This is a genomic window from Aliivibrio sp. 1S128 (assembly GCF_001691065.1).
Taxonomy (GTDB): Bacteria; Pseudomonadota; Gammaproteobacteria; order Enterobacterales; family Vibrionaceae; genus Aliivibrio.
In genome coordinates this window covers 64,187-77,062 of sequence record NZ_MAJV01000107.1, presented here as the reverse complement: position 1 = coordinate 77,062, position 12,876 = coordinate 64,187, and the positions used below count along the sequence as shown (strand labels likewise).

Here is a 12,876-nt window from a genome sequence, read left to right as displayed (position 1 = left end):
AGCAATGGATATCTCAAAACTGGATTTAAATATACTGAAAACATTACTTGTTCTGCTGCAAGAAAAAAACACAAACAAAGCAGCAGAACGATTAAATACCAGCCAACCCGCTGTTAGCCGTACCTTAGCAAAAATACGTGAAGAATTTGATGACCCACTGTTTATTCGTCAATCGAGAGGATTAAAACTTAGCCCAAAGGCTGAAGAACTGGCGATAAGTTTGCCTAAAATCTTCTCTGATCTGCAGCACACACTGCAAGGAGATTCTTTTTCTCCAGAACAATTAACAGGGCAAATGAAGATTGCGATGAATGGGTTTATTATTGAAACTCATGGTTATCAGATCTGTGAAGCAATAAACAAAGATGCACCTAATCTAAACATTGAATTACATAATTTTAGTCCAAAAACCGCTGCCGAATTGATTAATGGGGAGTTTGATTTTGCAATCAATTATTACCCATTAGATATATCAAAAGAGCTTAGACAAGTACCCATTGGCTTACTAACGTTTATAGGGATCTGTCGCGTTGATCACCCTTTAGCTCATCAGCACATTCCATTACAAGATATTTATAATTACGATTTGGTTGGCTTAATTGTTCCTGAATTCAATCTACATACTATGTTGGCACAAACGTTCTCAACTCAAGAAGTGACTAAACATCCTAATTTCCGTAGCCAAACGGTAAACCCTCTGCTTAATTACATCGAACACAGAGACAGTATTTTTATTGCCCCAAAAAGCTTGTTAGAAACATTAAATAACCACAAATTTTCTTATGTGACTATTGATGATGAACAAAAAAGAAACCAAATTAAAGTAGGCTTGTTCTACAATAGCAAGCACATGAACTCGGCCAAATTTAAGTGGATAGAAAAAATTGTGGATAATATCCTTCCTCCTAAAATGACCTAATTTAACATCACATCGTCAAGGCATCTCATTAAGCCAAAGCCTTAAAGATCAACCGAAAAGGTATTAAATTGGGGTGGTTTATCATCCCAGACATTACCGATTAGAGTTTGTTCATACCCATATTTATATAAGTGCTGCATGTAGGTAGAATCAAACGGCTGATCAGGGTCTTGCTCTACCGCCAATGCCATATCACTTTCCATGTGACTAAAATAAAAATCAATGTTTGATCGCTGTGCTAAATTATAAATTCGCATGACATCTCCTCGACCTTGATACTTAATTAACGTAGACAATGAGCGTGAAGCCACGTAATTCAAGTTCAATTCTGGATCATCGACTTTAGGCTCAAATTCCCCATTTCTTATCACATAAATATGATGGTTTTTATTTTGATTATTCACTACTGATAAAGAATCAGAGATTAAAAAAACTTGTCTTGTAACCCCACCATCAACATGAAGCTCTTGGTAAGTATCGTCTTTTCCTTCAACGTTAATCCGCACCGCTGGGAACGCTCCAGGAATTGATGCTGACGCTAAAATAATGTCTTCAAATAAGCGTTGGCTCTCGTCAGATTTTAATGCCGCAATTTCCCCCATGTTCCAAATTGACAATCGCTGACTGCCTAAATCGGTTGTGCCTACCAATAATAAGCGACCTTGGGCATTATATTCAGCCACTTTATCAAGCAATTCTGTTGTGACGGTTTCTCTTATTGTGTTTTCCAATGGTGAGCTGTCTAACAATGCCGTTCCACTCAACACATTAAGGATTCGTTTTGTAATAAAAATATCATCCGTTTCAGTTGTGGTATAAAACTCAGTGAGTTCGTCATCATAGTCTTCACCTAAATACGCAAAAACTGCAATTAATGCTCCAGTACTTACCCCTGTCACGATATCAAAATCAGGTCTTCCACCCATCTCGCTCCATGCGGTTAAAATACCTGCGCCATACGCTCCGTTTGCACCACCACCAGATAGCGCTAAGTAATGATGGTCGTCTTTTTCTTGTTGGAAATTAGATAAATAAACTTCATCGAAGAACAGATCACTGCTGTCTCCCCAATAACGTAAATTGTCTTTTCCTAACGGATACACCAGATCGTTTTGTTCATTTGGAACGGCCGAAAAAGGGACGTGCGCAGCACAACCAATTAAAGATGTAGTGCATAAAATAATCAAAGGCCATTGCCTAAGTATTGAAATAATGGACATAGTGTCATTCTCTTATGTTGAGAAAACGTAAAGGAGCACGTAAACGGTACTTTGATAGCCGTAATAACGTGGTGATTTGATGCAACTCTCACCGTGAGCTATCAATGAAAGTTCACGGTGTAAGCCATTTACTGTGTGACGCTAGATCTCCCACTCTCCACCCAGAGCTTTATGTAACCCCACCACTGATTGCGCGGTTTGTAACTTAGCGGCCACGACTCTGTCTTTCATCATATTGTGTTGTCGTTGTGCATCTAATACCGACAGATAATCAATCAAGCCTGCGTTATATAAAGCGTTGGCTTTGCTTAACGCGGTCTCTGTTTGTTGCTGTGCTTGAGTAATACTTGCTTGGTATTTCTGACTATTACCATAAGCAAACAGCAGTGTTTCTACTTCTGCAAAGGCGCCATTTACTGCGTGTTGATAAGTAAGCACTGATGTTTCAAGACGGGCTTCTTGAATATCAACCATTGCGGCGCCTCTACCACCATCAAATACCGTCCAACTTACGCCCGCACTTGCCATCCAACCAAAAGAGTCACTGTTAAACAAATCATCAAAATCTCCTGCAACGAGTCCTGGCGTGCCGGTTAAAAATACTTTCGGATAACGACTTGCGATAGCGGCACCTAACTCTTCATTCATTGCCGCTATTTCTCGCTCTGCCATACGAACATCAGGGCGACGTTGCAATAAATCTGACGGCAGCCCAGTAGGGATAATACCGGCTAATTCTGGAGTGACTTGTTCAATTGAATCATCACCTAGGTTTAATGAACGGGTCGGTTGCCCTAACAAAATAGCCAATCGCTGTTTGTGAATATTCGCCGCAATATCTAGTTGGGGAATAATCGCCTCTGTCGCCGCCAGCATGGCGCTTGCCTGAGAGATATCAAGCTCTGAGCCATAACCGTTATCAACCACTTTTCTTACCAGTTTCAACGTGCTTTTTTGATCTTCAATCGTTCCCATTGCAATCGCTTTACGCTCTATTGCGCCGCGATATTGCAAATAGTTACTTATCACATCCGCCGTTACCAAGGTGTTTAGCCCACTACGGTAAATCTCGACTTGTTCTTTTCTTATTTCAGCCGCATCAGCTTGGCTATCAATACGACCAAATAAATCCATTTCCCAAGCAATGGTAGCACCAACACCAAAACCATCTTGTTGTTGGTCCATTAATGTCACACTAGAACCAACAAGAGGTTGAGCCGCAGCAGGTACCCCAATAGGCGAAACCGCAGCGCCTAATAAAGGATCATTTTCACTGATTTGATAATTGACATACCCAGCACCAAGGCTAACGGTTGGCACTTTAAATGACGACACCATTTCATGATAAGACTGCGCCATTTTAATGCGCTCAGAAGCAATTCGTAACGGAATATTCTGCTGCTGCGCGTCTGCAACCAATTGGTTTAATATTGGGTCATTAAACCCTTTCCACCACGCTAGATCACTTGATAATGTTTGTGAGCCATTTACGCCTTCAATCTGGGTATAGGCTTCACTCATGGTCATTTCTGGCGGAGTATAATCTGGTGTCATGCTACAACCTGTCAATATACCAGCCAAGAAAAATGCTTTCGTTATTGTCGATACTTTATGCATTTTCATGGTTGATATCCTTCATATTAATTTCGTTTTTGATTGATGTCATTTCGACATTTATATCGGCATTTGAGCGATCATTTTTATAGAACAATTTATACATTGCAGGCATTGCTAGCAGTGATAAGAACGTTGCCGCTGCAAGGCCACCAATAATGGTTGCTGCCATTTGGTCAAATAATCTATCTGATAATAATGGGATCATGCCTAATGCCGTGGTTAATGCGCCTAATGAAATCGCCATGGTTCTGTTTAACGTTGCATCTTTAATCGCATCATCTAATAACTTGCCCTGCTTACGTTCTAGTTCAATTTGGTCCATCAATACAATGCCGTTTTTCACTATCATGCCAGACAACGCTACTGCACCAATTAACGCCATGTAACCAAATGGTTTATCAAACAACAGTAAACTTAAACTTGCCCCCGTCGCCGCCAAAGGCACGGTGGTTAGAATAATCACTGGTTGCTTAAAGCCGTTAAACATAGCCACCAAAATAACCACCATAAAGATCAATGCTTTTGGCAGTTGTGAGAAGGTATCCATGATTGAACGATGTTCGTCATAATATTCACCACCCCATTCCAATGTGTAACCATAAGGCAGTTGAATTGCTTCAATCTCTTCGAGTACTTGTGAGCGTACTTTCGCTGCGGTTTGATCTGTAATCGCCGCTTGAGCCGTAATTGATGGCACACGGTCACGTCGCCAAATCATGCTTTCTTCATTTTTCAATTCAAATCCATCAACAACTTGGCCTAATGGTACAGAATGAATACCTAACAATGATTTTACCGGGATGGTTTCTAATGATGCCATACTTGATTCAGGGCTTTTTAATAGTAATGGAATTAACTCATCACCTTGCTGCATTGCTCCTAATATCATGCCATCTGACGAGCGTTTTAATGCCATTGCAATATCGGCACGATTAATCCCCGCACGACGCGCCTGTTCTTGGTTAATGATGGGTACTAATACTTTACTGGTTTGACGCCAATCATCACGCACGTACTTGGTGTATGGGTTCTCGTTAAAAATCGCTTGAGCTTCTTGAGACAATCCACGTAATACATCTGGATCTGGCCCTGTAAACCGCGCTTCAATGCTGAACTTATCTTTCGTTGCCAGTTTCAATGAACGGAATCTTGGTTCAGCTTGAGGAAATTCATTCTCTAACCACGCATCACCACGTTTAATTAACGGTTTAATTGCGTCGTAATCAGCCGTATTAATCACTATTTGACCATAACTTGGGTCAAACGGTTCTGGCTCTACCGTCACTGAGAATCGAGGAGCACTTGCGCCCACATAAGTTGAGATTAAATCCACTTCAGGTTGTTCTAATAACCACGCTTCTATACGCTTCATGTCTTTTGAGGTTTCTTCAATTTTAGCGCCATTTGGCAACCAATAATCAAGGAATACAACTGGACGATCCGAACTTGGCATAAAGTTAACCGAGATTTGAGGGATAACCACCGCCGTCATTAACAGCAACGGAACCACCGCAGACAACGCTTTTTTAGGATTATCTACTGTCCAACCTATCACCTTTTTAAAACGACTTGGCTTCACGACCTCTTCACTGCCCACTTCTGGTTTTAACCATAACCAACACATCAGTGGCGTAATGGTCATTGCAACCAGCCATGAAAGCAGCAACGATGAACACATGATTTTAAACACAGACCCGGCAAACTCAGCCGCATCGGTTTGAGAAAATAACACCGGGCTCGCACCCATAATGGCAATGAACGTTGCCCCTAATAATGGCAATGCCGTTTCGTGAATACAATCGGTCGCGGCTTTGGTTTTTTCAATGCCACTTTTTACTTTTGAGGTGTACATATCGGTAATAACAATGGCGTTATCAACCAGCATACCCAGAGCTAAAATGAAGGTCCCTAATGAGACTCGCTGTAAATCAATACTCGCTAGATACATATAAACAAGCGTTAATAATATCGTAACGAGCAAGCTGGTTCCAACAATGGTCGCACTTTTGAATCCCATAAAGATCCACAATACAACGACAACAATCAGCACACTTTCTAATAAGTTTAAAACGAAATTATCAATCGATTTTTGTACTTCATCGGGCTGAAAAGCAACAACCCCAATTTCAACGCCAACAGGCAATGTTGATTGATACTCAGCAATCACTTCATCAATACTAGAGCCTAAACTCACTACGTTAATGCCACTCACAGGGCTCACCGCTAACGTCACGGCATCAATGCCATTATAACGACTTAGAGATAACGCAGGCGTTTGATAACCCATTGATACATCTGCAACATCTTGTAATCGGATAAGTCCTGTACCTAGCTCACTTATCCCCCCTTTTAGGGTGAAATTTTGAATATCTTGCAGCGATTGGAATGAGCTACTTTGATCAATACGAATACGTTCATGACCTGCTGCCATACTGCCTGCATCGAACACCATGTTTTGGCTATTTAATTGGTTCAATACTTGAACGGTAGATAAACCATAAGCCGCTAAACGCTCATCGGTAATATCAATATTCACCACTTGGTTTTGAACACCATGTAGCTCAATTTTTTTAATCCCATCGACCGTTTTTAAACGACGTTGTAACTCTTTCGCGTATAAACGTAAATCGGCAGGTGACGTATCTTCTCCATAAACAGAGAAAAGCATGCCGTACACTTCAGAGAATTCATCTTGCACAATACTTATCTGTGCTGTGGCTGGTAAACCAAGCTTCACATCCGAAACTTTACGGCGTAATAAATCCCATTCTTGAGGTAATTGCTTTGATGAAATCGATTCTTTCAAATCAATAAACACCATCGACATACCCGGTTTAGATAGCGATCGTAATTTCCAAAGCGAACCCATTTCTTGTAATTTGGTTTCGACTTTGTCTGTCACTTGCTGTTCAACTTCTTCAGCAGAAGCGCCAGGATATAGCGTGACAACCACGGCACTTTTTACCGTAAAGCTTGGGTCTTCTAATTTACCCAATTTAAAATACGATAACCCACCCGCTATCACACACAACACGGTAAAGAAAATAACGAAGGTTCGTTGTCTTATAGCAAATTCAGCTAAATTCATCATAACCTCCTATTGAGTAACAAAGCGCAGTTGACCAACAGGGTCACCGTCTTTTAGATAATCAGCACCCGTAACCACTACTTTATCGCCAACCATTAGTCCCGTATTAATACACGCTTGGTTTGCATCTAATGAAGCCAGTTCTACGTGTCTGCTTTCAATTTCATGGTCATTCGCCAATAAGACTTTTTGTTCGTCTTTTTGTCCGATAAGTGCAGAATAAGGTAAACAGTACGCATTATTTGCATAGGCAAAAGGAACTGATACTTTTACGGCTTTACCCGGAAGTAAATAGGCCGGCTTTTCTGACACATCAAATCCATCTAATTGAAAAGTGACTCGGTAGGTTTGCTTAATAGGATGAGGTTGCGTTCCAACCTCTTTTAATGAGGCACTGTAAATCTGTTTTTCTTGATACCAACTGATATTGGCACTTTGATTTTCTTGGAATAAATGCGCGAGGTTTTCAGGTACATCAATCACCGCTTCTAACTGGTTTGGTTGGTGTAAGGTAAATACGCTGATCCCCGGAATCGCTTGCTCAAACTGTTCAAATTTTTGATTCGAGATCACGCCATCAAATGGGGCTTTTAATTCGGTATAACCTAACGCATCGTTTGCTCTGATTAGGTTTTGTTTCACCACTTTTACCATTGCAGCACTGCGTTTGTAGCCGCTTAATGCGCGATCAAGGTTCACTTTTGCTATCGCATCATCTTGAGTGGCTTGTTTTACTCGAAGGTATTCTGATTTCGCTAATTGGTGTGCGGCTTTGGCTTCACTTAGTCGCGCTTCTATTTCTAATACTGATATTTTGTAATCGTGTGGGTCTAACCGTGCAATCACATCCCCTTTAGAAATACGTTGGCCTTCTTGTACTAAGATTTGATGAATAGTGCCGGGAACACGGAATGACAACTCCGCAGTCTCACTGGCTTGTAACGTACCAGAAAACTGTTTAATGCTATGAGTTTGCTGTGAACTTAACTCGACAACTTCAATTGGGCGTGGTGTTTTCTTTATAACCAAAGGCTGAGTTTGATTACAGCCGACTAACGCTACACTAGATAACGCTAATACACTTATTAAATGTGTTTTTTTCATCACTGACTCCTAAGATTTTACGTTAGAGCCAGTGTATAGAGATAAAGGGCCGAGATAAGCTAGCAAACGTGACAAACACTGTCTCAAAATTCAGGACAATAATGCCAACTTAGGTATTTCAATTAATAGGTGATCTATTAATAATCGCGTTACTCGGGATATCCCTTTATTTTCAGGTGAAAGCAACCAAATATCTTCTTTTGCAGAACAATATTCTGGTAGGATATGAATGAGCTGTCCATTACGAATTTCATCACCAATCAACATTTGTGGTAAAAAACCGACTCCACGGCCATGAATAATGGAATTTTTCACAAAATCAATACTATTGCTGGTGAGTTTGGTTTTTATCTGTAGGTATTCATCATTCAAATGCCATTGGTTTTCTATTTCGCCACTTGGCCAGCGATAACAAATGCAGTCGCACCGTTCAATATCTTGTATCTTATTGATATTTTGATTCAATGCGAGGAACTCAGGACTCGCAACTAACACGCGTTTAAGTCCAAAAACTTTCCTCGCAATAATATTACTGTTATGCAATTCCCCTCCATGCATTGCCAGATCTAAACCTTGAGGGTACATCTCTAAAAAGCCATTATTAATAATGCGAATGTCTAACTCAATGTCTGGGTACTTATCTTGAAATGAAAAAATAATGTCTTGCAATGGACCGTCACTTTGCGGGAGTAAACCAAATTTTATCTTTCCTTTAGGTGAGTCGGACACTTGCTGAGCCGCATCGTTAGCTTGTTCCAATGCTTCCAAGGCTTTCAATAATTTTTGATGGTAAGCTTCACCATGTTGAGTCAGAGATAATTGTCGAGTAGTACGAAAAAATAATGCCACACCTAAGTGCTGTTCTAACTCACTTATTCTACGGCTTACGTTCCCTCTTGGTAGATCCAAAGCATTAGCCGCCGCAGTAAAACTGCCAAGCTTAACGACCACAGTAAATAAGGTTAAATCTTCAACTTTCATCTTAATTCTCCAATGAGCAAGCCCTCGACTGTGTCATAAATATTGTGACAATTCTAGTCGCATTTATAAGAGGAATAATGAAATAGTGACGACTGAGACCTATATGACAAATTTGTTATATTCTGTATAAGCAATGACGATTAGCCAGTGACCTAAAGAACCATAAGAATAGAGACAGATTCTATCTTCCCTGTTTTTGAATTATATATAGAACCTCATCAAAATTTAACCGCTATATACCATGACCGACTACCAAAAATACAGAAATGAGTTTAATTATCAATGAGATAATAAAAATACGTTGATGGTTATGCACATTCACATAATCCGTAAATTGTTTATTATAATCTATCAACATATTCAAATGATTACTCAAACTCGTAAGTGTAAGAGACGCCGACCTTTTCATTACTACCAAAGTCATCTTCGCTGACGACTCCATAAAAATTAAACGATTGGTTTTCATTTATCTTATAGCTCAAACCACCACCGCCCCAATAACTACTGTAATCATCAGAGCCTAACGCCCCTCCACCAAAAGCAAGTACACTCCACGTGTCTGTTAGTGGTTTTAACGCAAACGCTCCTAAATAACCACTGTGGCTTGAATTAGACATCAAAACGTAATCACCCGATTGCATTTCGCTCTGTTGTTCAACGGCAAATTCACCATCATTGTAAGCGTAGCCCGCCATAGGAAAAATCTGCCATCCCATTGGTTCAATACCAAAATAAGACAATGGAATAAATGTACCAATGCTGTAATTATTTTTATAGGCATCGTTATCATATTCGGTGCGACTGAAATTGACATTAACAATACCTATCGGTAATAACCATGAACCACCAATACGCCAATCATCCCCATCAGCATTTGTTCTGACGTTCACCATTCGCACAGGGTCTAACCCAATAGAGCCAGAAATAGTAAGATCATCGTTGTAACCAAGACCCAATTTGGTCACTATTTTTGTTGGATCGTCTTGGTGTTTTTCCTCTGCAGAAACTGATGGTAATGTCATGACAAAAAACAGAAGTAAAAATGAAAATAAAGCATAATCTAATTTAGATAGGTAGTTCATTAAACGCTCAATAAAAGAATATTAATAGAAACAGAAAAACCAACCCATTTAACAATGAATTGGTTTATTAACACACGTTAGCAACGACAATGCTTAATCATGCCATTATTAAAATTGATAGTTAAATTCAATACGGTGATCGCCATCTGAATAGTGTGTATCTTCTGTCCAATTAGCAAAATAACGAACATTTGAACGCTTGGTTATTTGATAACTAATTGCAGCTTCATGAGTTAAAATTGCATCATTATCAATACCATAAGCATTATCTTTATATTCTTCAGAACCAGAAATAGTTCCTAAATACATTGGATTATAGTTAATCCAGATCTTATCGGTAATTTCAATTTTACTGTAAAGGCCGGCAACATAAAAAGATCCATGCAAGTCATAACGATCTTGTGCTTGTGCTGCCCCTTCATCTTGAGGATCGTATGCTTCACCAGCTGCCAAACCTAATCCCGCTAAAGGGTATAAACTAACAGGTCCCATTTTTGGAAGTGCCTGTATAAAACTGTAAGAAGCTGAGCCTTGATTGGTATCAAAGTTCCAATCGACATCAACCTGAGCGCCGCGCCCATTGGTTAAATCGACAGTAAAATTACGGTAGCGAAGGGAATCTATGCTGTCATCGTTATTTTTACGAGCATCCCCATTCCATCCAACCGCTTCACCACCGATGCCTTTAATTTCGATGATATTCATGCCCATACTAGTTTCGCTACCAGTATCGTATGTTTGACCTACTTTTAAGTTCAATCCTTTATCGGTATAACCCGCACCTGCTTGAGTATAAACAGCTAAAGGATCAGACATATCCTGCACTTCTTTCTCTTCTGCAATAACAACGCTTGAAAATACGCCGGTGAGCGCCACAGCTAAAATTGATTTTTTTACTATTGTCGTCATTTGGGTCTTCTCCTAATACTGCGAAGTAAGATCCCTTTACTTCTATTTCATTCATATGCATCATTTGATGCTCAATAAAACAACAATACGTTAATATTAAATATACGACTAATGCCATCTCGTTATATCATTTATACCAAAATTGATATAATAGATTTCTGACTCTAAAAACCGTACAATCCACGGCTAATTTCCGTTAACATTTCAATATTAGGAAGATAAGTTTGCATACATTAGCTCAGTTAACCTCTGGTGAATTACAAGGTATTACTCGACTTCAATTAAGTGACAACCTAACCGAATTTCCATTAGAAATTTTATCTTTGGCTGATTCTTTAGAGATCTTAGATTTATCGAATAATCAATTAACCACGCTACCAGAAGAAATCACCCAGTTAACTAAACTAAAAATCTTCTTTGCTTCTAATAACCCATTTACTGTTTTTCCTGATGTATTAGCAACACTGCCAAACTTAGAAATGATTGGTTTTAAATCATGTAACATTAAGCACGTTGCTGAAAACGTATTTCCGCCTAAATTGCGCTGGTTAATATTGACGGATAACCAAGTTGACGCCTTACCAAATACTTTAGGTGAGTGTCATTTAATGCAAAAGCTCGCATTAGCGGGGAATAACCTAACAACGCTACCTAGTAATTTATCTCAGCTACACAATCTTGAGTTATTGCGCATTTCAGCAAACCAATTAGTCGAATGCCCAGAGCAACTGTTTGATTTACCAAAATTGGCGTGGTTTGCGTTTGCGGGTAATCCATTCTGTAAATCTGATTTAAAAGTAAAATCAGTACCTAGTATTGCCTCTTCAAGCTACACCTTAGAAAAGGTATTGGGCCAAGGCGCTTCTGGTGTAATTTCTAAAGCACATTGGAATAACGAAACTACTGATTTCCCTAAAGATATTGCAGTAAAAGTATTTAAGGGCGAAGTCACAAGTGACGGTTATCCTGAGGATGAATTGCAAGCGTGTTTGAAAGTCGGTAATCACCCAAGCGTGGTGCAATCATTAGCGCAAGTAAGTGAAGATAATTACTTAGCATTAATCATGAATTTGATCCCAGCGCATTACAAAAACTTAGGGTTACCACCAAGTTTAGAAAGCTGCACGCGTGATACTTTTCCTGAAGGGTTTACCTTATCACTTGAACACATCAATAAAATGACCAATGAAATGCGTAATGTGTTTAATCACCTGCATGATAATCAAGTGTGCCATGGCGACTTATATGCGCACAATACGCTGTTTGATGCTGACGCAAATATTATCTTTGGTGATTTTGGTGCAGCAAGTATGTATCACATGCTGAACGACGATCAGCAAACAAAAATCAAAGCCATCGAAGAACGAGCACTGAATTACTTTATCGATGATTTAATGAGTGTATGCGCTAACTAATAACGAAAAACAGCCCTTAACATTAAGGGCTGTTTTTTATCTGATTACTTTATAGGTCTTGTTAATTAATTACCCACGAGCTCTCTTTTTCGTTGTTGTGAGATAAGGTATAAATAAGAGGATCACGGTCTTGCTCCATTATCCAAATAATAGTAACTAACTCTTCACAATGGTTCGCAACACGAAGATCAAACGCTCCAACACCTTGTTCTAATTTTCCTTTAAGTAAGCACATATCAAAGTCTACTTTAGATAAATCGCCTTTCGCGGTGCTGTTATCACATACCGAGATAAATGCATCCTTCGTTGATATTTCAGATATATCGACATCAATATCCACAGTGTAAACAGAAGTCAAACGGTTCTCAGTACTTATCTCTAAATCCAATACCGACATGGAAGAAGGTGAAGACCCAGATGAATTTGATCCACCACCACTATCTGAACCGCCACTGTCGCTATTACACGCAGTAAGCAGACCAAGGACAAGTATCAAAACCAAACGGTTCATTATATTTCCTATATTATTCATAGTCTATCT

General features: G+C 39.5%; 10 protein-coding genes. 2 read left to right on the top strand and 8 right to left on the bottom strand.

From position 1 onward, the window contains the following. The first annotated feature begins 4 nt into the window (after positions 1-4). The gene (locus tag A6E03_RS14680; RefSeq protein ID WP_065592779.1) at positions 5-919 is read left to right on the top strand and encodes a LysR family transcriptional regulator; all 915 of its coding nucleotides are present in this window, start codon (positions 5-7) and stop codon (positions 917-919) included. Between the two features lie 41 nt (positions 920-960). Here the strand turns inward: A6E03_RS14680 and A6E03_RS14675 are convergent, their stop codons facing one another. From A6E03_RS14675 to A6E03_RS14645, 7 genes are all read right to left on the bottom strand, one after another. Continuing rightward, positions 961-2,139 carry a patatin-like phospholipase family protein gene (locus A6E03_RS14675; RefSeq protein ID WP_065592778.1) on the bottom strand — a complete coding sequence of 393 codons (1,179 nt, stop codon included), beginning with the start codon at positions 2,137-2,139 and terminating at the stop codon, positions 961-963. Between the two features lie 141 nt (positions 2,140-2,280). Then, positions 2,281-3,762 carry an efflux transporter outer membrane subunit gene (locus A6E03_RS14670; protein WP_083190374.1) on the bottom strand — a complete coding sequence of 494 codons (1,482 nt, stop codon included), beginning with the start codon at positions 3,760-3,762 and terminating at the stop codon, positions 2,281-2,283. Further along, positions 3,749-6,844, bottom strand: coding sequence for an efflux RND transporter permease subunit (locus A6E03_RS14665; protein ID WP_065601153.1), 3,096 nt, complete (start codon positions 6,842-6,844; stop codon positions 3,749-3,751). The genes A6E03_RS14670 and A6E03_RS14665 overlap by 14 nt, the downstream gene beginning before the upstream one ends. A gap of 9 nt (positions 6,845-6,853) precedes the next feature. Beyond that, positions 6,854-7,948, bottom strand: coding sequence for an efflux RND transporter periplasmic adaptor subunit (locus A6E03_RS14660; protein ID WP_065592776.1), 1,095 nt, complete (start codon positions 7,946-7,948; stop codon positions 6,854-6,856). A gap of 90 nt (positions 7,949-8,038) precedes the next feature. Continuing rightward, positions 8,039-8,929 (bottom strand): LysR family transcriptional regulator, encoded by an 891-nt coding sequence (locus A6E03_RS14655; RefSeq protein WP_065592775.1) that lies wholly within the window; start codon positions 8,927-8,929, stop codon positions 8,039-8,041. Positions 8,930-9,297: 368 nt separating this feature from the next. Then, the gene (locus tag A6E03_RS14650) at positions 9,298-9,951 is read right to left on the bottom strand and encodes a hypothetical protein (RefSeq protein ID WP_065601185.1); all 654 of its coding nucleotides are present in this window, start codon (positions 9,949-9,951) and stop codon (positions 9,298-9,300) included. A 168-nt stretch (positions 9,952-10,119) separates the two neighbouring features. Beyond that, on the bottom strand, positions 10,120-10,920 hold the full coding sequence (locus tag A6E03_RS14645; protein ID WP_065592773.1) for a hypothetical protein: 801 nt from the start codon (positions 10,918-10,920) through the stop codon (positions 10,120-10,122). 224 nt (positions 10,921-11,144) lie between these two features. Here A6E03_RS14645 and A6E03_RS14640 point away from each other — a divergent pair, with 224 nt between their 5' ends. Next, complete coding sequence (locus tag A6E03_RS14640; protein ID WP_065601152.1) at positions 11,145-12,335, top strand: leucine-rich repeat-containing protein kinase family protein; 1,191 nt, start codon at positions 11,145-11,147, stop codon at positions 12,333-12,335. Positions 12,336-12,396: 61 nt separating this feature from the next. Here A6E03_RS14640 and A6E03_RS14635 read toward each other — a convergent pair whose 3' ends face one another. Beyond that, complete coding sequence (locus A6E03_RS14635) at positions 12,397-12,867, bottom strand: hypothetical protein (RefSeq protein WP_065601151.1); 471 nt, start codon at positions 12,865-12,867, stop codon at positions 12,397-12,399. Positions 12,868-12,876: the final 9 nt, after the last annotated feature.

Coding starts and splice junctions, on each gene's coding strand:
- A6E03_RS14635 (WP_065601151.1), bottom strand. CDS start 12,867: ATGAATAATATAGGAAATATAATGAACCGTTTGGTTTTGATACTTGTC.
- A6E03_RS14650 (WP_065601185.1), bottom strand. CDS start 9,951: ATGACATTACCATCAGTTTCTGCAGAGGAAAAACACCAAGACGATCCA.
- A6E03_RS14655 (WP_065592775.1), bottom strand. CDS start 8,929: ATGAAAGTTGAAGATTTAACCTTATTTACTGTGGTCGTTAAGCTTGGC.
- A6E03_RS14660 (WP_065592776.1), bottom strand. CDS start 7,948: ATGAAAAAAACACATTTAATAAGTGTATTAGCGTTATCTAGTGTAGCG.
- A6E03_RS14680 (WP_065592779.1), top strand. CDS start 5: ATGGATATCTCAAAACTGGATTTAAATATACTGAAAACATTACTTGTT.
- A6E03_RS14645 (WP_065592773.1), bottom strand. CDS start 10,920: ATGACGACAATAGTAAAAAAATCAATTTTAGCTGTGGCGCTCACCGGC.
- A6E03_RS14665 (WP_065601153.1), bottom strand. CDS start 6,844: ATGAATTTAGCTGAATTTGCTATAAGACAACGAACCTTCGTTATTTTC.
- A6E03_RS14675 (WP_065592778.1), bottom strand. CDS start 2,139: ATGTCCATTATTTCAATACTTAGGCAATGGCCTTTGATTATTTTATGC.
- A6E03_RS14670 (WP_083190374.1), bottom strand. CDS start 3,762: ATGAAAATGCATAAAGTATCGACAATAACGAAAGCATTTTTCTTGGCT.